This window comes from Providencia rettgeri (genome assembly GCF_041075285.1).
GTDB classification, from domain to species: domain Bacteria; phylum Pseudomonadota; class Gammaproteobacteria; order Enterobacterales; family Enterobacteriaceae; genus Providencia; species Providencia rettgeri_G.
The window spans coordinates 1,924,380-1,948,228 of sequence record NZ_CP163512.1 but is presented as its reverse complement, the minus strand read 5'-3'; the positions used below and the strand labels follow the sequence as shown (position 1 = coordinate 1,948,228).

General features: G+C 40.7%; 22 protein-coding genes and 1 riboswitch. Of the genes, 14 read left to right on the top strand and 8 right to left on the bottom strand.

The features are described 5' to 3' along the window. Nucleotides 1-14: 14 nt before the first annotated feature. From AB6N04_RS08865 to AB6N04_RS08855, 3 genes are all read left to right on the top strand, one after another. Nucleotides 15-908, top strand: coding sequence for an endonuclease/exonuclease/phosphatase family protein (locus tag AB6N04_RS08865; protein ID WP_369311531.1), 894 nt, complete (start codon nt 15-17; stop codon nt 906-908). Between the two features lie 405 nt (nt 909-1,313). Then, nucleotides 1,314-1,649 (top strand): metalloregulator ArsR/SmtB family transcription factor, encoded by a 336-nt coding sequence (locus AB6N04_RS08860; RefSeq protein WP_369311529.1) that lies wholly within the window; start codon nt 1,314-1,316, stop codon nt 1,647-1,649. 271 nt (nt 1,650-1,920) lie between these two features. Continuing rightward, nucleotides 1,921-3,216 carry an arsenic transporter gene (locus AB6N04_RS08855; protein WP_369311527.1) on the top strand — a complete coding sequence of 432 codons (1,296 nt, stop codon included), beginning with the start codon at nt 1,921-1,923 and terminating at the stop codon, nt 3,214-3,216. A gap of 578 nt (nt 3,217-3,794) precedes the next feature. Here AB6N04_RS08855 and AB6N04_RS08850 read toward each other — a convergent pair. Then, entirely contained in the window at nt 3,795-4,103 is a 309-nt protein-coding gene (locus AB6N04_RS08850; protein ID WP_369311525.1) for a hypothetical protein, read from the bottom strand. A 1,110-nt stretch (nt 4,104-5,213) separates the two neighbouring features. Between AB6N04_RS08850 and AB6N04_RS08845 the strand changes: the two genes are divergently transcribed. Continuing rightward, complete coding sequence (locus AB6N04_RS08845; RefSeq protein WP_369311523.1) at nt 5,214-5,537, top strand: hypothetical protein; 324 nt, start codon at nt 5,214-5,216, stop codon at nt 5,535-5,537. Nucleotides 5,538-5,636: 99 nt separating this feature from the next. Here AB6N04_RS08845 and AB6N04_RS08840 read toward each other — a convergent pair whose 3' ends face one another. Together AB6N04_RS08840 and AB6N04_RS08835 are read right to left on the bottom strand one after the other, a co-directional pair. Beyond that, nucleotides 5,637-7,256, bottom strand: coding sequence for an FGGY-family carbohydrate kinase (locus tag AB6N04_RS08840; RefSeq protein ID WP_369311521.1), 1,620 nt, complete (start codon nt 7,254-7,256; stop codon nt 5,637-5,639). 41 nt (nt 7,257-7,297) lie between these two features. Continuing rightward, complete coding sequence (locus AB6N04_RS08835) at nt 7,298-8,026, bottom strand: SDR family oxidoreductase (protein ID WP_369311519.1); 729 nt, start codon at nt 8,024-8,026, stop codon at nt 7,298-7,300. A gap of 234 nt (nt 8,027-8,260) precedes the next feature. On the opposite strand from AB6N04_RS08835, the gene AB6N04_RS08830 reads away from it, so the two are divergent. Continuing rightward, on the top strand, nt 8,261-9,289 hold the full coding sequence (locus AB6N04_RS08830; RefSeq protein WP_369311517.1) for a LacI family DNA-binding transcriptional regulator: 1,029 nt from the start codon (nt 8,261-8,263) through the stop codon (nt 9,287-9,289). A gap of 59 nt (nt 9,290-9,348) precedes the next feature. On the opposite strand, the gene fetB is transcribed toward AB6N04_RS08830, so the two are convergent. Further along, nucleotides 9,349-10,125: an iron export ABC transporter permease subunit FetB gene (gene fetB / locus AB6N04_RS08825; protein ID WP_369311515.1), complete on the bottom strand. Its 777-nt coding sequence runs from the start codon at nt 10,123-10,125 to the stop codon at nt 9,349-9,351. Nucleotides 10,126-10,137: 12 nt separating this feature from the next. Next, complete coding sequence (gene fetA / locus AB6N04_RS08820) at nt 10,138-10,788, bottom strand: iron ABC transporter ATP-binding protein FetA (RefSeq protein ID WP_369311513.1); 651 nt, start codon at nt 10,786-10,788, stop codon at nt 10,138-10,140. A 490-nt stretch (nt 10,789-11,278) separates the two neighbouring features. Here fetA and AB6N04_RS08815 point away from each other — a divergent pair, with 490 nt between their 5' ends. Next, complete coding sequence (locus tag AB6N04_RS08815) at nt 11,279-12,040, top strand: SDR family oxidoreductase (protein ID WP_369311511.1); 762 nt, start codon at nt 11,279-11,281, stop codon at nt 12,038-12,040. 138 nt (nt 12,041-12,178) lie between these two features. Here AB6N04_RS08815 and tkt read toward each other — a convergent pair whose 3' ends face one another. Then, nucleotides 12,179-14,188, bottom strand: coding sequence for a transketolase (gene tkt, locus AB6N04_RS08810; RefSeq protein WP_369311509.1), 2,010 nt, complete (start codon nt 14,186-14,188; stop codon nt 12,179-12,181). A 31-nt stretch (nt 14,189-14,219) separates the two neighbouring features. Then, on the bottom strand, nt 14,220-14,672 hold the full coding sequence (rpiB, locus tag AB6N04_RS08805) for a ribose 5-phosphate isomerase B (protein ID WP_369311507.1): 453 nt from the start codon (nt 14,670-14,672) through the stop codon (nt 14,220-14,222). A gap of 324 nt (nt 14,673-14,996) precedes the next feature. Between rpiB and AB6N04_RS08800 the strand changes: the two genes are divergently transcribed. The 8 genes from AB6N04_RS08800 to AB6N04_RS08765 all read left to right on the top strand — a co-directional run bounded on the left by AB6N04_RS08800 (nt 14,997) and on the right by AB6N04_RS08765 (nt 22,834). Beyond that, nucleotides 14,997-16,109 (top strand): alcohol dehydrogenase catalytic domain-containing protein, encoded by a 1,113-nt coding sequence (locus AB6N04_RS08800; protein WP_369311505.1) that lies wholly within the window; start codon nt 14,997-14,999, stop codon nt 16,107-16,109. Between the two features lie 125 nt (nt 16,110-16,234). Further along, a complete protein-coding gene (locus AB6N04_RS08795; protein ID WP_369311503.1) occupies nt 16,235-17,500 on the top strand; it encodes an MFS transporter in 1,266 nt (421 codons plus the stop codon). Nucleotides 17,501-17,511: 11 nt separating this feature from the next. Beyond that, nucleotides 17,512-18,513, top strand: coding sequence for a dihydroxyacetone kinase subunit DhaK (locus AB6N04_RS08790; RefSeq protein ID WP_369311501.1), 1,002 nt, complete (start codon nt 17,512-17,514; stop codon nt 18,511-18,513). Nucleotides 18,514-18,524: 11 nt separating this feature from the next. Continuing rightward, a complete protein-coding gene (gene dhaL / locus AB6N04_RS08785) occupies nt 18,525-19,178 on the top strand; it encodes a dihydroxyacetone kinase subunit DhaL (protein WP_369311499.1) in 654 nt (217 codons plus the stop codon). Between the two features lie 157 nt (nt 19,179-19,335). Continuing rightward, nucleotides 19,336-20,298, top strand: coding sequence for a sugar-binding transcriptional regulator (locus tag AB6N04_RS08780; RefSeq protein WP_369311498.1), 963 nt, complete (start codon nt 19,336-19,338; stop codon nt 20,296-20,298). Nucleotides 20,299-20,563: 265 nt separating this feature from the next. Further along, a riboswitch (Fluoride riboswitch) is annotated at nt 20,564-20,633 on the top strand. A gap of 110 nt (nt 20,634-20,743) precedes the next feature. Then, a complete protein-coding gene (gene crcB, locus AB6N04_RS08775; RefSeq protein WP_369311496.1) occupies nt 20,744-21,124 on the top strand; it encodes a fluoride efflux transporter CrcB in 381 nt (126 codons plus the stop codon). 100 nt (nt 21,125-21,224) lie between these two features. Beyond that, nucleotides 21,225-22,367, top strand: coding sequence for an AAA family ATPase (locus AB6N04_RS08770; RefSeq protein WP_369311494.1), 1,143 nt, complete (start codon nt 21,225-21,227; stop codon nt 22,365-22,367). Further along, nucleotides 22,367-22,834: a hypothetical protein gene (locus tag AB6N04_RS08765; RefSeq protein WP_369311492.1), complete on the top strand. Its 468-nt coding sequence runs from the start codon at nt 22,367-22,369 to the stop codon at nt 22,832-22,834. The genes AB6N04_RS08770 and AB6N04_RS08765 overlap by 1 nt, the downstream gene beginning before the upstream one ends. Nucleotides 22,835-22,872: 38 nt before the next feature. Here the strand turns inward: AB6N04_RS08765 and AB6N04_RS08760 are convergent, their stop codons facing one another. Next, the gene (locus tag AB6N04_RS08760; RefSeq protein WP_369311491.1) at nt 22,873-23,823 is read right to left on the bottom strand and encodes a sugar-binding transcriptional regulator; all 951 of its coding nucleotides are present in this window, start codon (nt 23,821-23,823) and stop codon (nt 22,873-22,875) included. Between the last annotated feature and the right edge of the window lie 26 nt (nt 23,824-23,849).

Genomic DNA, 23,849 nt, shown 5'->3' with positions numbered 1-23,849 from the left:
ACTGGGGAGTCATCATGAAATTTCTTAAAACGGCCATCTCTACAGCTATTTTAGTCTCTTGCAGTGTTAGCGCAGCAACAACAGGCTCTGAAGTGTTAAAAGTACAAAACGGTGGTACACCGAATAAAGTGTACACAGCGAATAAACCCACAATTAAAGTTGCCACTTACAATATTGGTAAAAATGAACTAGCGCAAGATGTGGCCAACTTAGATAATTTAAGTAAGGCAATTGCCAAGATAGATGCAGATGTTATTGTTTTAACGGAGGTTGACAATAAAACCGCTCGGAGTAAAAAGGTTCACCAACTAGAGGAAATTGCGAAAGCTAATAAGATGGATTTTGCATTTGGTAAAGCCTTAGATTTTGATGGCGGTGAATATGGTGTAGGCATTTTATCAAAATATAAAATAGATAAATCCCAAGTTATTAATTTGCCTTCGGGTGATGCAGAACAGCGTGTTGTTTTGCTTTCACAGATAACTAAACCAGGCTTTGATGCACCCATTATTGTGATGGGAACCCACCTCGATTGGCAAAAAGATCCAACCATTCGTATTGGTCAAGTTCGTCATATTTTAGATGCAAGTATTGGTGATACAGATACTGGTTTTGACAATATTGCGGCTTCAATAAAAATATTAGCCGGAGATTTTAACTCCACGGCGAATGAGCAGCCAATTCAAGAAATCCGTTATATGTGGAACCCTGTTGAAAAGCAAGGGGTCGACTATCGCAGTTGGCCAGCAGTAAACCCAGCCATTGATATTGACCATATTTTTACATTTAAAGGCCAAGTGTGGGATGTGAAAAAAATGCAGATCCCAACAGATAATGAAGAATTTCAATGGTCAAGTGTGAGTGATCATCTCCCAGTTATTGCTGAGTTAGAATTACAAGAGCAATAAAATTATCTGCGAAGGATGACGAGTCCTGATATAGGTTGACAACTTTCAGGACTTGTCAGAGAGGAGCCTACCGATTAACAGGGGAACAGTGATGACGACAAAGACGAAATACTTTGCAATAAAGAAGGTAAAACTGGGTTTAAGGCCATGATAAACAAAGCATTATAAATAAGTCATCAATGAAAAACCTGTTGTGATATTAGCGCCATACCGTCATCTCGGTGCCGATGACATAGAATGGTTTTATGCACCTGAAAGTCGCTTTAGAATGGTAGGGTAATGGCTGTTTGAGTTGCGATATCCAATTTTTATTGTCTGTTTTGTATTCGCTCGTCAATTATTCATATCCGAATTGACGTATATGTCTTTTGGGTATAGTTTAACGAAAAGATTGAAGAGGTACATATGGCACCATTGCAACTGTTTAAAATTTTAAGTGACCAAACACGGCTCGATATCCTGTTGTTGTTGAAAGCATCCGGCGAGTTATGTGTTTGTGATATCTATACCGCTTTAAATTTATCACAACCCAAAACATCTCGGCATCTAGCAATGCTTAGGGAGTCAGCTCTTTTGCTTGATTCAAAGCATGGTAAATGGGTTCACTATCGATTATCTCCAGCATTACTTCCGTGGGTAAAAAGTATCATTGATGTAACCTATGCTACAGAGAAAAACAGAATATTGGATTTACTCAAGCGTATAGAGGAGAAAAAGCCAGTTAATCACTGTACGGAATAAAATTTTTTAAACCAATATATATGAAATTTCATATATATTAGAGGGGAAGTCGTGCTGTTATGCCACGGTTATTGCACAGGTGTTTGATAAAAAACTATCGGTTAAATATTAGTCGATTTAACGGTGGGTGCGGATTAGCTAAATACAGAGGATGAATATAGCGCGTATTAATCTAGCTTAAAGAACAATGGAGAGAGCCGTATTACGTCAGCCCGCAAGATCCGTTTTTTGAAAAATAAAAGGGCAAAAGCCCCTTTTAAACGAGGAAATTATGTTTATCGCCGCATTAATTTTTGTTCTAACGATTACGTTTGTTATTTGGCAGCCCAAAGGATTAGGGATTGGTTGGAGTGCAACGGCAGGGGCCATATTGGCACTTATTTTTGGTGTGATCAGTTTTCAAGACATCCCGATTGTTTGGAACATTGTTTGGAATGCCACGGCGACATTTGTTGCTGTGATTATTATTAGCTTGCTGTTAGATGAAAGTGGTTTCTTTGAATGGGCAGCACTGCATGTCGCTAAGTGGGGCGGTGGCAAAGGAAAGTTACTATTTAGTTATATTGTGTTATTAGGGGCGACAGTTGCGGCGCTATTTGCCAATGATGGCGCGGCATTGATATTAACACCCATTGTGATTGCGATGTTGTTGGCACTTGGTTTTAACAAAGGCACGACACTTGCATTTGTCATGGCCGCAGGGTTTATCGCGGATACGGCGAGCTTACCGCTTATTGTCTCTAACCTCGTCAATATTGTTTCTGCGGATTTTTTCAATATCGGCTTTGCTGAATATGCGTCAATTATGGTGCCAGTGGATATCGCGGCAATTATTGCAACATTAATCATGCTGCATTGGTTTTTCCGTAAAGATATTCCTCAACAATATGATGTGAGCAAACTGAGTAAACCCGCTTTAGCGATTAAGGATATGACCACATTTAAGGCGGGCTGGCTTGTCTTGGTGTTGCTGCTCATTGGTTTTTTTGTTTTAGAGCCATTAGGTATTCCCGTTAGCGCGATCGCTGCAATTGGTGCCTTAATTCTTTGGGGGATCGCGGCCAGAGGTCACACAATTAATACAAAAAAAGTGTTACGTGGCGCACCATGGCAGATAGTCATCTTCTCTTTAGGTATGTATTTAGTTGTTTATGGGTTAAGAAATGCAGGGCTTACTGACTATCTGTCTGAAACGCTCAATTACATTGCTGGCAAAGGGTTATGGGTAGCGACTATCGGAACGGGATTTATTACCGCGTTTTTATCATCAATAATGAACAACATGCCAACGGTATTAATCGGTGCTTTATCCATTGAAGGGAGTGAAGGGACTGGTTTAATTCAGCAGGCGATGGTTTATGCCAATGTGATTGGTGCCGATTTAGGCCCTAAAATCACACCGATAGGGAGTTTGGCGACATTGTTATGGTTACATGTTTTATCCCAAAAAAATATGACCATTACTTGGGGATATTATTTTAAAACAGGGATCATTATGACGATCCCTGTACTGACTGTCACACTGATTGCTTTAGCAGTTCGGCTTTCACTGTTAAATTGGTGGTGAGTACATGAATAAGGTTACCATTTATCATCATCCGAACTGTAGTACTACACGTAATACTCTTGCCTAAAATGGCTTTAATGCGAATAAACATTGACTATTAAATAAACAATTAGGTGCGTTTATAAAGGAGGATGGTCAGGTTGTTATAAGCCAAGAATAATTGCTAACTATTGTCTTTTTTTGATATATCAATGTGTGTTCAAGTATTGTTGTAGTACAAGTGATGCTGCTTATAAGGTGATGCCATTTATATCACGAGAAATAAAGCTTGTTGCTTCTTTTGGTGAGAATGCTTGATCATAAATTGTGACATAACATAATTTAAAAATATTTCCATTGGTTATGTTATCAGCACAGTGCAATGGAAAGGCCACGAGTCAGTGGCGGTATCACGATAGACTCCTTTTCAAAAAGGAGTTTATAAAGTTGAGATAGAGAAGGGCGCTATGTAAACATAGCAAGGCATTTTTTAGAAAAGACGCGTCAACTACTCGTTTCAATGAATTAAATGCCTATTCTGTATTGCGCCTAATAAATATCCCATTTGGGATAAATGAATTGTTTAGATCGTTGTAAATTTAATCACTCCTTTTTCCTCTGTGTTGTTGTAATAATTTTTGCCTTTCAATATAACGCTTTTCAGCGACAACGAGATACTGTTCAACAGTCAGGTAGATTTGATCATGGGATATCGAGGCTAAGCTATCATTATTCAAGGCTCCAGCCGTTTTGTGTATAAAATCAGCCATAAAATCCGTAATACTGGTGAATTGGTTGGCTACATGGGTGTAATAATACTGGTAGACATAGGATTCTTGCGAATGGCTAAGCTCCGTATTATTAATGAGATTGTTTGTTGCGAGTAATAATAGTTGGATATTGGTCATGGGATCCCCTTTTTAGGTCTCAGATGTTACCTGAATTTTCAATCTTATTTTGTCAATATCCGTCGGATAATTTTATGTTTTGGTTAACGCGTTAGGTTTTATAAGAATAGTCTGTATTTTTAGTAACTTGATGATATTGCAACGTAAGGGTTAATGACTTATCTCTAAAATGCAATAGATTTTGAATTAAAATTAAGTTAAATAATCTTATGTTTGATATGTTAATACATTGTATATATCTTTTTTTTTATAAAAATTAAATAACTCAAAATATGCGTTGGTTTTATTTTTGTCTATAATAATCAGTGTGTTGTGTGGTTATTTGTTTTTGCGATTTTGTTGTTTTATTAATAGGTTTTGTAAAATAAAAGGGGCGAGGATAGGCGCTAAAAAACATTTTGATAGTTAAAATTGTTAACTGATGTTTAAATTTATCTATTTGAATTTATTGTATTATTTTTTTATTGTTGATGTTTCTATTTTATAGGTTTAAACAACGAAAAATTGTTTTTTATTTTGTTTACGCATCAATTGTGTGTGTTTACTCATAATCGGCGTTTATTTACAATTAGCAACATTAATATGTAATCTGTATTATTTATTAATATATCGAATATAAGTAATATTAAACAGTATTGAACTGTTAAGGTGAATTATTGTTTCTACTACGATAAGTATGAAACCTTTTTTGTATAAAAAATACAAATTGCAACAGTTAATCTTTAAGGTACTATTTATATCCAAGGTTTAATACTGGTATGCTTACTCATGTAATAGGTAAAATAAAGTATAAATACGGAATAGACCGCGTTGGTTAGAGTAAACTGATTTTTACCAATAAAGAATTTCAGAAGAAATAAACATTAGATAGCTTGAGGATTCTAATAAATTAATCTTATATGGATTGTCAAACCTATTATTAAAATTATTATTACTTTCTTACAATTAACTAAATATATCGACTTACATATCTTTCAAGCCAAGATAGGGTGAGCAATTTTGGTCAAATTGGTTGTGTTACTGCGTTTATGAGAGCTTAAATATATGAACATAATAAAGTTGCTCACAATCCTACTGTTAACTGGGTGCTCTTTTATTTTGGGGGTTACGATGAATTATTCTCCAACCCCTGATTTGGTCAAAATGGCTCAGGTCAGTGTCGAGGATTATTTGTCATATCCAGAGTCTGCATCTTTTCGTAATGTGAAATATAACTTTATTCGCCAAACAATGGATAAAGGGGACTTAGGTTATGTTTGTGGTGAGGTGTTTCGTGTAAAAAATGCACGCCTTGAAGGTTATAAAAAATTTATCGTGAAAGCTTATAATGATAAAGATGGTCGAGTGACAATGTCTATTCCTCTTGTTGAAGGGGATTATGATCTACTACCAATGAAAATGATGAATGCATTATGGGAAAAGTATTGCTTCTAGGGCGTTGTTCTTTGTATTTTTTTAGTTGTAAAAATCAGCGGGAAAGTATTTTAATAAAGAAAGCCAATTATGGCTTTCTTTAAAGGAAGGAACACTCATTTAGCCTTTTAGCTCTCTTGCGCATTGTTGAAGCTGTAAAAAAGAAGCAAAACGCATATCGTGGCGGGTTCTATAGTGCTCATTTGCTTGATAAGTTAAATCAATTTTACTCAATTGATCCATGGCTTGAGCAACATCTTCACACACCTTACCTGCTACGGCACCTAAAATAGCGGAACCCAGTAAAACAGGTTCACTCGCTTGCGTAGAAATTACTGGCACACCACAGGCATCTGCTAATAATTGCCGAATTAATGGGTGTTGTCCTGCCCCACCACTAACAACAATATTTTCAATTGCAGCACCAGATTTTGCTTGTGCTTCAATGATCTGTCTCAATCCATAGCCAATGCCACAAACGCCTGCTATATAGAAGGACAATAAATTGTCTAAACTATTGTCCATAGTGAGACCTGCTATTACAGCTCTTGCATGGGGATCTGCAAAGGGAGCTCGGTTACCTAAAAACTCAGGGACAACATGAATTTTTTCTGCTAACTCAACGGATTGAGATGGTGATTCGGCTTTTTCTAACACAAGATCAGCTAAATATACTGGCAGGGGTTTGCCTTGCGCTTTTGCGGTAATTTTTGCCTCTGCACAAGCCGGATGAAGTGAAAGTAGTTGATCAATCGCCGCGCCGGCGGCACTTTGACCACCTTCGTTTAGCCACATACCCGGTATCATCGCGCTATAGTACGGTCCCCAAACTCCGGGTATGAAAACAGGCTCTTTGGTGGTGGTCATTGTGCAGGATGAAGTACCGAAAACATAGGCCATATTGGCGGTTGCATCGCCATTGACACCGACAGTACCAATCCCTCCGGCATGGGCATCAATCATACCTGATGCGACAGGAGTACCGGCTAATAAGCCCATTTGTGTTGCAGCTTCTTCGGTTAAACCTGAACCACAAGGGGTGCCAGGTTCAACAATCAACTGACCAATGCGGGCAAAATTTTCATCAGCAAGCTCAGACAAGCCAATTTGATGAAAGTAATCGGCATCCCAACGTTTTTCATGGGCCAAATAGGTCCATTTACAGGTGACAGTACAGGTTGAGCGTGCGAGGGAATCTGTTGACTTCCAAGTTAAAAAGTCAGCGAGGTCAAAGAATTGCCACGCTTTTTCATAGGTTTGAGGCAAGTTTTCTTTTAGCCATAAAATTTTGGGGGTTTCCATTTCTGGAGAAATTTTGCCACCGACATAATTTAAAACAGGGTGTTTTAACTGGTTAATGCGCTCTGCTTGTTCAGTCGCACGGTGATCCATCCATACGATAATATTGCGGTTGGGATCATCACTTGGGCTAACAGATACGGGTTGTTTATCGTGTCCGATAACGACAAGTGAACAAGTCGCATCGAAGCCAATTCCGGCAACTTGTTGGGGAGATACGTGGGAAGAAACGACCGCTTGCTTAACACAATAGCAAACCGCCTCCCAGATTTGATGACTGGATTGCTCAGCAAAGTGTGCGCTATCACGATAGAGTGTAATATCTTGTTTAGCAGAAGCTAACATTTTGCCAGACATGTCAAACACACCCGCACGTGCACTCCCTGTCCCAACATCGATACCAATAACCACTTTATCATTTTGAGGGGTTGAATGATGCATTTTACCTCCAAACAATTAACCATTAAAAATTGAAAAAAGCGTTATAAGTCAACACTATTTGGCACAATGACAAGGTCACGAACAGTGACATGTTTTGGACGTGTTAACATAAAGAGTACGGCTTCAGCGACTTCAATCGGTTGCATTAAGCTACCATTTGCGAGGGCTTCTTCCATTTTTTCTTTTGGCCAGTCATCTAACAATGCGGTGACTACTGGGCCCGGTAAAACGGCACCCACACGGACACCGTGCTCAGAAACTTGGCGACGAGTTGAGTGAACAAAGGCTTGAACGGCAAATTTAGAGGCGGTGTAAATAGGCTCCCAAATAACAGGGACGACACCCGCAATTGAACTGGTGAATAATACATCCCCCGACTTTTGTGCAATAAAGTGAGGTAATACGGCGCGAACGCTACGAAAAGCGGCATTAATATTTAGATTGAGCACCTTATCCCATACATCGGGATTGCCTTCTGCTACAGGACCACCAATATAAGCCCCGGCGTTTGCATGGAAAATATCTAAACGACCCGCTTTGGCAAGAATAGCATCTAGCATGCTATCGACTTGCTGCGTATTCATTAAATCAATGACTAGAGGAATTGCATTTTCGCCTAATTCTGCAACAAGTTGATTTAACCGATCTTCAGCTCGGTCAATCAGGACAACTTTAGCACCTGCTTTGATCAATGTACGTGCACATTCAAGACCAATACCGGATGCTGCACCTGTAATTGCGGCGACTTTGTTTTCAATGGAAATAGCCATAATGATTTACTCCAATCGGATTTTTGCGGAAAAAATAAATGAAAAATAATGAAATCAATGAGATGACGATGAGTCACGGGAATGGTAAAGGTGGCTGCATAGGATGGATTGATAATAATTTTTTTCATTATACCAACTCATGCTTCATCAATTTCAATATAGCTCAATCGATGTAGCAGTATTGCGACTTTTCGACTTTGGTGTCAAGCTAGGAAAAAATGGAGATATGAATCTGTGACAAAGATCAGACAAAATAAGAAAACAACGATCTACGACCTTGCTGAACTTGCAGGGGTTTCGCCAAGTGCGGTAAGTGCGATCCTCAATGGAAATTGGCAAAAACGGCGTATTAGTGCGCAGTTAGCGGAAAAAGTAATGCGTATCGCGCAAGAGCAAAATTATTCAGTGAATAAACAAGCGAGCTTACTGCGCAGTAATAAATCGAAAATTATCGGCATGCTGGTGCCAAAATACGATAACCGCTACTTTGGTTCTATCGTCGAACATTTTGAGGAAATGGCGCGGGAAAGAGGGCTATTTCCGATTATTACCTGTACAAGGCGCGATCCGAAATTAGAGATAGAGGCTGCACAAGCCATGTTATCTTATCAAGTGGATTGGCTGATTTCGACAGGGGCAACGAACCCAGATAAAATCACACAAACCTGCCAAGCTTCGGGTGTGCCCACATTGAATTTAGATTTGCCCGGTACTTTAGCGCCATCAGTGATTTCAGATAACTACCTTGGTGCTAAAAATCTAACTCAGCGGATTTTAAATAAAAAGGACCATTTTCGAACGTTAAATACGCCTTTAATTTTTATTGGTGGGCGTGAGCATGACCATAATACTCGTGAACGTATTCGTGGTTTTATTGATGCGCACAATGAAAAGGGGATTGCTGTTCCAAATGAAAATATCTTAGCGTGTGGTTATGCGCCCGAAAAGGCTGAAAAAGCCTTGTCCCACTTTATTGATAATCACAGTGATAATTTGCAAAAAATAGTTCGAGGCGGTTTATTTATCAATTCTACGATTTCATTGGAAGGGGTGATACGCTGGCTAGGCGTGCAAGGTTATCTAGGTGAAAAGCAACCTAATTTGGGGTGTTTTGACTGGGATCCGTTTGTTACTTTACTGGGAAATGATATTGAAATGGTAAAACAAGATGTGCCTACCATGCTCAATCATATTTTTAAATTGATTGATGAAGGAAATAGTCAGGCACAGTTAATTGAAGTTTTACCCGTGGGGATCAGATAAAGTGCGGAACATAAGCGAAGCGTCGCCTGCAATAACGCAGGCGACGAAGAATAACTCGATTATTTATTCAATGTTTCAACCATTAGCTGATGACGAGGATTATAAAATTTAATATAAGTCATATAGCCCGCTAATATCGTCGATAGGCTGGCGGTGGCTAAGAGCATGAAAGTCACCATAATTTGGTATTTTACAGCCTGTAACGGGTCGACCCCCGCAAAGATTAACCCCGACATCATCCCTGGTAAGCTGACAATCCCGACAGTTTTGGCGGAATCAACGGTGGGGATTAATGATGCGCGAATACTTTCCCGAATGATGGATGCAGAAGCTGTCTTTGGTGTTGCTCCAAGACTTAACATTTCTTGAATTTGCTGTTGTTGGCTGGCAAAGCGCTGACCGAGGTTATTAAAACATAGCCCCACCGCAATCATTGCATTTCCGGCAATCATCCCTGTGATCGGAATAACTTGCATCGGCGTGAAAGCAATCGCTTTGGTGAGAATTAACACCAGCAGTGTGAGAAACGTACCAGAGGTGATCGCCACAAAAGCGGTTAGGTAAATTTTATCTAAATACTTACTGCGTTTTTTGGCATTCCACGCGGCATTAACACAAATAAACAGCACCAAAGCAACAGTAAGCAGTGCGTGATCAACATTAAAAATATATTTTAAAATATAGCCTGCTATCAATAATTGAATAATGGCGCGGCAGGTGCTCCAAATAATATCCTTTTCTAAAGAAAGCTTTTCTTTATGGCTAATAAAAATCGCCACTAAGACTAACATGATAGAAAAGGTGAGAGATTCATTAGAAATGGTAGGTTGATGCACGATGATATCCTATTATTTGACCAGATGAACGGGAAGGGTGATAACTTCATTCGCATGAGCTATCTCATCTTGGTCGTGAGTGACCCACAAAACGGCAATACTTTTTTCAATGGTCAGTCGATGAATTAACTCATTCACTTTAACTTTATTTTCTTCATCAAGGGCGCTGGTAATTTCATCTAACAGTAGAATTTGGGGAAGAAATTGCAAATTTCGAATTAATGAAATGCGTTGTTTTTCACCGCCAGAAAGCTCATTAATTCCTTTTTCTAGGATGGTTTCAGGCAATGAGAAATGCTGCAAGTCGTCGATAACTTTTGTTTTATCAAATGCCTTTTTTCTGATTTGGTAAGGAAAAGCTAAGTTGTCATAAACGGTCGTCCCAAATAAAGTGGGGGTCTGGGTGCAATATGACACCTGCTGGCGGTATATTTCTGGGGACATTGTAGTAATGTCTTGTCCATTAAAGAGAATACGTCCTTGAGTTGGAGAAATCAGGGATGCGATAATTTTTAATAATGTACTTTTTCCGCAACCTGATGGCCCTGTAATTAATTTAAACTCGCCAGCATGTAGGGTGATCTGCACGTTATCAAGGATCGTTTTTCCTTCAATGGAATAGCCAATATCCTTAAGTTGCAACAGTGAGCGATTTTTTTCCATTTTTCTATGACCTATGTAACCAATTCCTGTGACTAATGCGAATGAGAGCTATTACTCTATGTTATCTGATATCCGTGCGTTGGTTTTGTTTGATATCAATTTAGATATAACTAATATTATGCGCCAGTTATTGTAAAAGTTATACTGCATTATGTAGAAGAGGGAATTTTAAGCTGGAATACCAGTTTCATGTGTATTTGGTGTTATTCTATGCATTAAAAGTTATTGTGTGATTTAAAAATAGATAATGCGTATAAACAAATAATCAAATTAATCTTTATTTTGAACATATGTTCTCACTTTCTTTATATTTTTTTTAATAATGAGATGTTGAGCTTTATTTTAAATAAACAGTATGGATATGGCATTTAAATAATAATATATTATCTTAATTAAATAATAAAACACGCATAGTCTATTAGGTTTTGAGAGAACGCCAAAATCGCTATTTCCCAATCTAAATATCACATCATGATATTAAGGAATGAAAATGAAAACATTTAATGGTTATAACACTGAATTTTCACTTGATGGTAAAGTTGCATTAATCACAGGAGGCGCTGCGGGTATTGGTTTGGCAATAGCCCATCTCTATATTGAAAAAGGTGCTAAGGTCGCCTTAGTTGATAAGTCTGATAAAGTTATTGATATTGCCAATAATATGAAAAATACTATTGGTATTCAATGTGATATCACAAAATCAGGTCCTGTATCGCACATGATTGAGCAGGTAGTGGAGCATTTTGGCGCATTAGATATTGTCGTTAACAGTGCCGGAATTGTGGCATTGGCGCCTGCTGAAAATTTAAGCGAGCAGGATTGGGACTTGACGATGAATGTCAATCTCAAAGGGACTTTTCTAGTATGCCAAGCGGCAGGTAATGTGATGATAAAGCAAGGAAAAGGGAAAATAATCAACATGGCATCCCAAGCTGGAGTCATTGCGTTGGATCAGCACGTGGCTTATTGTGCGAGTAAGGCTGCGATCATTGGTTTAACCCAAGTTTTAGCATTAGAGTGGAGTCCAAAAGGTATTCAAACCAATGCAATTTCACCAACTATTGTGTTAACTGAATTGGGCAAAAAAGCGTGGGAAGGACCTAAAGGTGATGAAATGAAAGGAAAAATCCCAGCAAGGCGTTTTGCAGAACCGTCAGAAATTGCCGCATGTGCACTATTTTTAGCCAGTGATGCAGCCGATATGATCACCGGACATAATTTAGTGATTGATGGTGGATATAGTATCCAATAATTAACGATAATAAGTGAATAGCATATTTAATTTACTTATTAATAATGAATTAAAAATAAGCCAAATAATAACATTATTATTTGGCTTGTAATATAAATTACAAAGTAGGATAACAGATTTAGATAATGTCGTTATTAATTAAACCTGAGGCTTTAATAACGATAAAGATTGATGAATAAGTTTTTCGACAGTAAAACCAAAATAATCGAATAACTGCTCTGCAGGCGCTGAACGACCAAAACTATTTATTCCAATAACTAATCCATCAAGACCAACATATTTTCGCCAGTAATCGCTGGTGCTAGCTTCGATAGCAATACGCTTGCGGACATGGTTAGGCAATACATGCTCTTGATATTCGGCAGATTGTTTATCAAAGGTATCCGTTGATGGCATGGAAATCACGTTCACTTTAACGCCTTGATTGGTAAGGTACTGCCAAGCTTCAACAGCCAAAGTGACTTCGGAACCCGTTGCTATCAACAATAACTCAGGGGTGTTGCTATTACTGCGTAGTATATAGCCTCCTCGTTGGATATTAGCTAATTGTTCAGGTGTGCGGGCATGCTGCTGCAAATTTTGCCGTGAAAGGATCAACGCTGTTGGCGTTTGCTGATTAAAGATCGCCTGTTGCCAAGCCACTGCGGTTTCCACTTGGCAGCAAGGGCGCCAAACCGATAAATTGGGTGTTGCTCGTAAAGAAGCGAGTTGTTCTACGGGCTGATGCGTTGGTCCATCTTCCCCTAATCCAATAGAATCATGTGTATAAACAAAAACGTGTGGTAATTTCATTAGTGCTGCCATACGTACAGCATTTTGTGCATATTCATAGAACATCAAAAAAGTGGCGGTATAAGGGCGAAAACCACCGTGTAATGCAATGCCGTTAGCAATGGCGGTCATGCCGAATTCTCTGACACCATAATGAATATAGTTACCCGCAGGTTGCTCATTGATAGGCACTGAACCAGACCAATAAGTAAGATTACTTGGTGCTAAATCTGCAGAGCCTCCGATTAGTGCACGCAGAGTCGGGCCAATCACATTGAGCGTATTTTGTGATGCTTTACGGGTAGCGATTGTTTCAGGATTATCATTTAACTTCTGAATATAAGCTGACATCGCAGCGGCAAATGTGCTCGGTGTTTGGTTGGATAACCGTTCAGACAACTGTTTAGCAAGCTCTGGATATTGCTTTGCATATTCTCTAATTGCTTGTTCCCACTGTAATTGCTGCTCCGCTCCACGTGCAACCGCATTCCAGGATTGATAAATATCGTCAGGAATTTCGAAGGGGGAATAATCCCATCCTAGCTTCTGACGTGTTAGTGCAACTTCTTCCGCACCAAGGGGAGCACCATGTGAATGTGCTGTTCCCGCTTTGTTGGGTGAGCCATAACCGATGGTTGTACGGCAAATGATCAGCGTCGGTTTGTCCGTCTGTTGGCGTGCTTGCTCAATGGCTGATTTGATAGCTGCCCTTGAGTGCCCATCAATGCGGCGAATAACATGCCAACCATAAGCTTCAAAACGTTCCGCGGTATTATCGGTGAACCATCCCTTGGTGTTACCATCAATGGATATTTGGTTATCATCATAAAACGCGATGAGTTTATTGAGTTTTAATGTGCCTGCAAGGGAGCACACTTCGTGGGAGATCCCTTCCATTAAACAACCATCACCTAAAAAAACATACGTGAAATGGTCAACGACAGGGAAACCTGAACGATTAAATGTCGCACCGAGCGTTTTTTCTGCAATCGCCATTCCAACAGCATTAGCAAGGCCTTGGCCAAGTGGTCCTGTCGTAGTTTCAACGCCGGGAGTGTCGTTTAATTCCGGATGACCAGGTGTTTTTGAATGCAATTGTCGAAATTGCTTCAAGTCTTCAATAGAAACATCGTAGCCCGTTAAATGTAATAGGCTATATAACAACATAGAGGCGTGACCATTTGAAAGGACAAAGCGATCACGATCCGGCCAAGTGGGGTCTGTTGGATTATGCTTTAAATAGTCTCGCCAAAGTACTTCGGCGATATCAGCCATCCCCATTGGTGCGCCGGGGTGGCCTGAATTGGCTTTTTGCACGGCATCAATAGAAAGAAAACGGATAGCATTGGCTAACGGATTTTGTGTCTGTGTGTACATGACAATACTCCTGAAAACTGTCTATATAAAACTAACGTTCCCCATTTTCATACTCACTGATACGTGCCACTTTGGGAGCAGAACGTCCCCCCTCATAATGTGAAGCTAGCCAAGTATCTACGATAGTTTTCGCGAGTTCAGGGCCAATGACGCGAGCACCAAAGGTAATAATTTGTGCATCGTTGCTTTTTTGCGCGCGCTCTGCTGAGTAAGTATCGTGGCAAAGTGCGGCGCGAATGCCAGTGACTTTGTTGGCAACGATAGACATTCCGATACCAGTTCCGCAAATTAATATGCCACGCTGATGCTTACCTTGTGCGATAGCGGTTGCTACAGCGTGAGCAACATCTGGGTACATCTCATCTTTAACTCCGGTATTTAAACAATAATCGGTTACTTCAACATTGCGTGCTTCAAGGTGTTTTTTGATCAAATCTTTCATTTCAAATGCGGCGTCGTCTGCACCAATGGCAATAGATAGCATGATTGAGATCCTTATGGTTGAACAAAAGTTCATTAGCTTTTCAATTGTACTTTTTAGAAAATAGGATCTTATGAACAAATAATCAATAGCTGAACATATGTTTTTAGTTTGAATCAGCTATATTTTGTGATCTACCACCTTAAATTTGTTTTATTTTTGCCAAAAAAGCAAGGTTTAGCCATTTTATGCCGATTTTATAAGAATGTTTGCTCTAAATCACAATTTGAAGATCTGACTATGTGCATCAGTGATTAAAAGAAGGTATGGTTAATTTGTTTATTCACTGAACTTATGTTCATTTAACAAACCGCCGAGGGTAGAACTATGTGTGAACACTGTGATCCAAAAGCCACGATGAGCGAAGGCATTCCAGAAAAAATGAAAGCGGTAGTGGCTTATGCACCAAAAGATTACCGTTTAGAAACTGTCGATGTTCCAAAAATTGGTGAAGAAGAAATTCTAGTTCGTGTTGAAGCCTGCGGAATTTGTGCGGGTGATGTAAAAGCGTTTGAGGGGGCTCCAAGCTTTTGGGGAGATGCTGAGCAACCTGCCTATATTAAAGCTCCCATGATCCCAGGGCATGAATTTATCGGTCATGTTGTTGGATTTGGCTCAAAAGTAGACGGTTTTGCATTAGGTGATCGTGTGATTTCTGAGCAAATCGTGCCTTGTTGGGAATGCCGCTTCTGTAAACGCGGTGAGTATTGGATGTGTGAAAAGCATGACTTATATGGTTTCCAAAACAACGTTAATGGCGGTATGGCTCAATATATGAAGTTTACCAAAGAAGCCATTAACTACCACGTGCCTGCGGATATGCCGATCGAAGACGCTATTTTAATTGAACCCTATGCCTGTTCATTACATGCCGTGCAGCGTGCAAATATAAAACTGGGTGATGTTGTGGTGCTTTCCGGTGCCGGAACGCTTGGTTTAGGGATGATTGGCGCAATCAAAAAATCTGGTGCGGGTAAATTAGTGGTTCTGGATTTATTCGATAAGCGTTTAGAACTTGCGAAAGAATTTGGCGCAGACATGGTTCTGAACCCAAAACGAGATGATGTGGACAAAATCATCAAAGGGATGACAGAAGGGTATGGGTGCGACATTTATATCGAAGCGACAGGTGCGCCGAAGTCTGTTGAGCAAGGGTTAAAAATGATCCGCAAACTCGGCACATTCGTTGAATTTTCTGTGTTTAAAGATCCGGTTACCGTTGATTGGAGCATCATTAGTGACCGTAAAGAACTGGATTTATTAGGTTCTCACTTAGGCCCATATTGCTACCCATTAGTAATTGAGGGGATTGGCAATGGTGATTTCCCAACCAAAGGTGTAGTTACGGATATTTTACCGTTAGATAAATTTGCGGAAGGCTTTTCCATGATGGCGAAGGGCGACCCGCATATCAAAGTGGTTCTTGACCCGAACCTGTAATGCTGTAGTGGGTTCACACGCAAATTAAAAACAATAATGAGAAAAATTGGACCTGAATGAGCGTCACCCTACCAAGGCTTGTTATTCAGGTCCTAACCCAGCGAACAAGCACTGAGGTTAACGATATGATAATCAATAAATTGTCTAAAGTAACGGGTTTTTCACCAAAGTTGCTCCTTGGCTATTTTGGTGTCCTTATCTTTATGATGGGGGAAGGGCTCGAACAAGGGTGGCTTTCACCTTTTATTATTAGCCGCGGAATGAGTATTGAGGAGTCTTCATTACTGTTCAGTGTGTATGGTTTTTTTGCTGCAGTTGCGGCCTGGCTGTCTGGCGTGTTAGCAGAAATTTATACTGCTCGTCGCGTTATGATTTTTGGGTTTGTGATGTTTGTGGTTGGCTCTGTTATTTTCTTATCGATTGGTCTGCCAAGTAACAGCTTATCCATCATGGTCCCAACCTATGCATTGCGTGGGTTTGGTTATCCAATGTTTGCATACGGTTTCTTAGTATGGGTGGCTTATGAGGCACCGATTAAAAAATTGGGTTCTGCCGTCGGGGTGTTCTGGTTTGTTTACAGTGGCGGTCTGGGTGTATTAGGGGTGATGTACTCAAGTTATGCATTACCGATTTTAGGTGAGATGGCAACCTTATGGACCGGGTTGATCTTTGTCACTATCGGGGCTTTTATCGCGATTGCACTTAACCGAAATCACGCGGGTGGCGAACAACCAAAACAAAAAGTATCACTCAGCTACCTATTTAAAGGGATCACCATCGCATTTGAAAATCCCAAGATTGGTTTAGGTGGGATTGTTAGAACCATTAACACATCAGCGGCTTACGGTTTTGTGATCTTTATGCCAATGTTCCTTGCTGACTTTGGCTTTTCCCGCACGGAATGGTTACATATCTATGCCGCGCTTTGGACTGTGAATATTGCGTTTAACTTGATTTTTGGTGTTGTGAGTGACCGTATTGGTTGGCGCAATATTGTGATTTGGTTCGGTTGTGTCGGTTGTATGCTTTGTACCCTAATGTTCTATTACGTGCCGTATTACTTCGGCCATAGTTATACCTTGATGATGATCGCGGCAGGATTATTTGGGGCGTGCCTTGCAGGCTACGTACCGCTCTCTGCCATCATGCCATCACTTGCACCTGAAAATAAAGGGGCGGCAATGTCCGTACTGAATTTAGGCGCTGGGCTCAGTACTTTCGTCGGACCTGCACTTGTTGGACTTTTTATTAGCAGTGTCGGAACGTTTGGTGTGATTTGGATTTTCTCAGGGCTTTATTTGTTCAGTGCGATATTGATGAAATTTATCACGATACCGCAAGAACTTCTTGATCAGTCAGCAAAAATGCAGCTAACACCAGAAAATAAGTAAAAGAGGGAATTATGAACAGAATCATTAATGAACCTGATCTCGTTGTTGAAGACGCTATCCAAGGTTACTTAAAGGCGCATCCTGACTATTTTGCGCCAACCGATAACGCCCGTGTTTTAAAATACCCGAAAGCGCCAATCCAAGGGAAAGTGGGGATTGTTACCGGAGGGGGATCAGGTCATGAGCCTGCATTTTTAGGCTATGTAGGGGAAAACATGCTAGATGCAGTGGCAATTGGTGAGATTTTCTCCTCGCCAACCGCAGGCGCTTTTTTAGATGCGTTCAAAGCTGCAAATAGTGGTGCGGGGGTTGCATGCTTATATGGTAACTATGCAGGCGACAACATGAACGTGAAAATGGCGATAAAAAAAGCCGAAAAAGCGGGCATAACGGTAAAAACCGTCGTGGCGACAGATGATGTGGCCTCGGCACCTGCAAGTGAAAAAGAGAATCGCCGCGGTGTTGCAGGTGAAATCCTAATGTGGAAAGTCGGCTCGGCGGCAGCCAGTAAAGGTTATGATCTAGAGGGAGTCATTAATGCGGCACAAAAAGCCATTAATAACTGCCACTCTATTGGTGTTGGTCTAACCTCCTGCACAATTCCCGCTGTAGGTCACCCAAATTTCCATATTGAAGATGGTATGATGGAACTCGGCATTGGCCATCACGGCGAGCCAGGCATTGAAATTATGCCAATTCAATCAGCAGCGCAAATGGCACAAACGATGTTAACGCCAATTTTAGCGGATATGCAGGCAAAACAAGACGATGAGGTTGTTGTGCTTGTTTCTGGTTTGGGGGCGACCCCAGTGATGGAGCTGTATATCTATTACGCAGAGGTCGAAAAAATACTGAAAGAGAAAGGCGTTCGCATTGTGCGTAACTATGTGGGCAACTATTTTACTTCCCTTGAAATGATGGGGGTCACACTAACACTAATGAAAGTGGATGAAGAATTAAAGACTCTGATGGATGTCCCTGCGTATTCATTAGGTTTAACACAGGTTAAGTAAAGGAGCCCCTGATGCAAGTTATCTCTACGGAACGTGGCAATGAAATCACACTGGATTTAGTCCATATCATTGTATCTAACCGTGAATATCTCAGTGAAATTGATGGTGCGATCGGTGACGGTGACCACGGCATAAATATGGCGAAAGGTTTCAACCTGTGTGCCAAAGCGATTGAAGGCCGCGAATTATCATTAAGTGAAGGCTTTGAAGAAATCTCTGATGCGCTAATGGAAGGGATTGGCGGTTCGATGGGGCCGCTCTATGGTAGCTTCTTTATGGGGATGTCAGACAGCATTTCGGGGAAAAGTGAGCTTTCACAGCAAGATTTTCTGGCGATGCTACAAAATGGCTTATCAGAATTGCAGGACATTAGTAGCGCAACGGTAGGGGATAAATGCCTAATGGACACCCTGATCCCGGCGATTAATGGCTTTGAAACCGCGACTCATGCCGGCAAAGATTTCAAGCAAGCGCTGGATGCGATGCAAGCTGCGGCAATCGCTGGGCGCGATTCAACCTTAGATTTAGTGGCAAAAATTGGTCGAGCTAGCCGACTCGGTGAACGTTCACGGGGAGTCTTAGATGCAGGAGCAACCTCTTGCTGTTTATTACTTTGCCAGCTTGCACAAAGTGTTGAAAAACATGGTGCTTTAGCCAGTGCATAACCGTTTATTTTAATTTTTTTGTGGATATATAGCTGAAAACATCGCCATATATCCACTGTCTTTGACAACTCGCTTATTAATAGCCACTAGAAACGCTATACTAAAACTTTATGATCCTTGCCGCGATTAACACCAATTGAGAGGAAATCACAACCTTATGGATAGATCACAAACATCTTCCGATATCGAGCTACTGACTGAAATTGCGATTGCGTACTATCGCGATGAAATTACGCAGGAAGAGATCGCCAATAAGTTTGGAATATCGCGAATTAAGGTGGGGCGTTTATTGAAACGCGCAAAAGAAGAGGGGATTGTAGAAATTAATGTTCGCTATCACCCCATCTTTAGTACTCAACTTGAGCAGCAATTACTCTCTCGTTTCCCTATTTCCCGTGCTTTAATTGCCTTAGATCACCCAGATGAAGAGCAACAGCGTAATCAGGTGGGAATGTTGGTTGCCAATTATTTATCGACGACACTGCGGGACAATATGATTGTCACTGTCGGGCAAGGGCGCAATGTTGCAGTTGTTGCAGATAGCGGTGGGGCTGTGCCTGAAAAGAATTGCCGGTTTATTTGTGGAATTGGGGGGACTCATCGCCCTGGAGATTCGATAAACGCTGATCATATCAGTCGTCGTCTAGCGAAAAAGTTTGGCGGTACCAGTGAAACGCTCTATGCGCCAGCTTACGTTGAAAATAACGAGCTGAAACAAGCATTTATGAAAAATGGCACCATAAAAGAAACCCTTGATCGTGCTCGCAAAGCAGATATTGCCTTAATAGGCATAGGCGACATGAATGAAGATAGCTATATGGTCAAACTGGGTTGGTTTACCCCCCGTGAAATTGTGGATGCCAGTTTAAACCAAGGTGTCATTGGGGATATCGCAGGGTATGATTTCTTCAATGCCCAAGGGCAGCATGTTGATACCGTCATGAATGACCGGGTGATTGGCTTGAGCATTGACGAACTAAGAAAAATTCCCTGTGTCATTGCCATCGCCTCAGAGTCGTCTAAGGCGATGGCGATTATGGGAGCTCTGCGTACTGGGGCGATTGATATTATTGCAACGAGTGCGAGTAATGTGCGGACGATTTTAAAAATGTCCCAATAGCTCGTCATACTTCAAGTCGCAGCGTTGTTGACTGCGTTCATTCGCATTAGTCACATACTTATGTATGCTCCTAACGACTCATTCACTTGTCGCCTAGCTGCAGCTTGAATTATTTAGAGCATTTATTTGTCATACTTCAAGCCGCAGCGTTGTTGACTGCGTTCATTCGCATTAGTCACAGACTTATGTATTTGCGACTTATTTATGGCATCTATTATGAAATAGGTTTGCATCACCTAATTAGTTGCCTTATGATTTTTTGGGTAAACTTTTGGGAGATGGCATTCCTCCTTATGTAAAACCGCCCGTCAAGGGCTGATGATGCCTACGTTAACCTTTTCATTTGATGGGGTACGTAGGTATTATGTGCCCTAATTTAGGGCATAAGTGATCCCACAGGAGACGTTCCTTTCATTTATCCCACCAGACATTAAAGGAAGTTTCTATGTACGTCTCTTTATTTGCAATTGCGATTGGCTCTGTCCTCGGTGGTTGGCTTAGATGGTTTGTTAGTCTCAAACTTAATCACCTTTATCCCAACATCCCCCTCGGCACGGTTGCGGTTAACTTGATTGGTGGCTTTGTCATTGGTTTTGCGATTTCCTATTTTGCCAGTGCCAATATTAGCCCGGCCTATAAATTATTTATTGTCACTGGTTTTTGCGGTGCATTTACTACGTTCTCAACCTTCTCACTCGAAGTGCTCGTTTTAATTCAAGAAGGCAAACTGGGCTTTGCTATCAGTACCATTGCTATCCATGTGATTGGCGCATTGATCTTTACCTTGCTCGGTATGTTATGTCATAACTGGTTGACACAAGGGTGAAGCCGATACCCTAATTTTATCTGAATTGCTAACAGCGGCGCTTGTTCAAGGTTAGGTTACTGCTATACTGAAACCATTGCTTTTAATGGAGATAAACAGGATGTTAGACAAACATTTAGAGTTTGAAGGGCTAACTGGTGTCGGAAAGGTTCAGCTTAATTTTGCGCCTAACCAGCGGGTATATACTCTAATTGGCGTCAATGGGGTAGGGAAAACGAAAACATTGGAAGCACTATTTCAGCTAATGTTTTTTAGTAATCAGGCGGTTATAAACGCAAATAATGGTTATCATTTGTACCTTAAATTTAATTTAGCAAAAAAAACCATTTCAGATGATCTAGCCGTTGTTGTTGCAAAAGGTAAGGATCAATCCACGTTTTGGAGCAGTAATTCAATAAAACAACAATTTTCAGCTTTTACGCATTCCCAACCTGTTATTTTTCTTGGTGCTCAAGCTAGAGGCATGATTAAAGAAGCGACTAATATTCGAATCGGTTCTTTCGGGAGCTTTAATGAACGAAAAGCCAGCTACTTTAGTTTGTTATCTAAGCAGATGGAATCTGAATTTGGTTCTATGAATATGACAACCAATATTCAAGAGTGGTTTATCCAAATTGCACGCTCATCAAATGCATATCAAAGCACAGAAGATAATCGTGAGATAGAAATAAAAACAGTTTTGCATTTATTACATGATATCGATGAACGAATTAATCCCAAGTTTTTAGAAATCAGTGGCGATGACCGTGTCAGTTTAAAAATAGATGGGCAAAAAATTCAGCTCAGCCAATTAAGCTCCGGTTTTTCCTCTATACTCAAATTGATCCAATCAATTGTTTCAGGGTACGGGTACTTTACCAATGAAACTCACTTACAGAATGTCAAAGGCATTGTTTTTATAGATGAAATTGAAAGTCATCTTCATTTGTCTTGGCAGGCGAATATCATTCCATTACTGAAGCGTTTATTTCCCAATACGACATTTTATGTGACCACCCATTCATCAGTGGTGTTATCGCAACTTCAACAAGGGGAAGCTTATGAACTTCAGCGTGATAAACACAATGGTACTGTAAAAAGCCGCTTGATCCCTTCTCCGAATAAAGCGGCTTTTGCCGATATTCTACGGGATGTATTTCAGGTCGATGTGAATAAAATCAAGTTAGAAAACAGTACAGTGGATGAGCAACAAAACGCGAAAAATAACTTACTGAATCTGCTAAGAAACCAAGAGGGACAGTAATGACAAGGAATGTATTACTCGACACCAACTTATTAATTTGTGCTTTTGATAATAGCGGAACTGCAGCGAAAGAAGATAAAGATAAAGCAATTAAAAAACTCACCGCTCTGTTATCTGATCCAGAAACCAAATTATTTATCACACCGCTGATCCGCTATGAAGTCTTGCGTGGTATTAAATGGGATAACTCCGAGTCCTATGTTGCCATGTGTGGAGTATTAAATGATTTCCCTGAGTTGGATATCACACGCAATGTTGCCGAGTTATCGGCTAATTTATTCCGTTTTGATACCCATCAACTTGCCTCTGTAAGGCAAGGTACTCGGAATATTGACAAGCGAAAATTCGATGTTTTTCATTATTGCTGCGCCACTTGTAATAACTTAGATCTGGAATCTAATGATACTGATATTAGTAAAATTAAGCAGTTACATAGTCAGTATTGTTCCCTAGTTGCTAATATCTAAAATCACTCAAGCGACCTTGGATCGCTTGAGTATTGTCGCTAATTATTTGCTAATAATTGATGTGCTGTTACTTCATCGGTCACTAGGCCGGTGACCCAGCCACCGTTTAATACCGCTTGGATAGCTTGGGTTTTATGGGCTCCTCCTGCAAATGCAATGACAGGGTGTTTCGGTGGGGAAAATAACGGAACACTGGTGTGTGTGTCATCTAAGCTGGTGGTCAAACGCTCCCCATTGGCCTTAATGAAATGACCTAACAATTCCCCTGCGACACCTTTATCCAGCAGCATTTCCAATTGTTCATCAGTGACAAACCCTTCCGAATTTAACGGGCAGCCTTTCCCGACTTCGCCAATGCCAATAAAAGTGATATCCGCATTTAAGGCTTTTTCCGTGACTTCTTTATAGACACGATGTTGGCACCACATCGCTTTATCTTCGGGACTATCTGCATACAGTGGCGCGGGGAGAATATAGTGGCGACATTGCAGTTTTTCCGCAAAACGCAGGGGAATATCATAGCGTGTTGCAGAGCTATCTCGTGCAATAGCCCCAATTAATGAAACACATTGGTGCTGTGGCATTTCAAGATAAGGCAGGGTGTCAATAATACTGCGTAATGTTCTCCCTGAACCGATACCAATAACCTGAGGCTTTTCTGGCTCAATCAACTGTTCCATTAACTCAGCCCCAGCAACGGCGATCATATCCAAAGTCGCATCGGTATCAAGTTGCCCAGAAGGAACAACATAACAATGGGTGAGCTGGTATTTTTGTTGGATCTGATTAGCGAGCTTTAAGCATTCCGTAATCGGGTGGGTGATTTGTACATGCACCATGCCTTGCTCTTTGGCTAACGAAATCAATCGCTGGGCGACTTGGCGTGATAACCCCAGTTCCTGTGCAATTTCTTGCTGTGTTTTGCCCGCGACAAAGTAAAGCCACGCCGCTCTCGCGGCTTGTTCCATTTTTTTTAATTCTTTCTGCATGGACGGTCTCCTGCTTTTTTCACCAT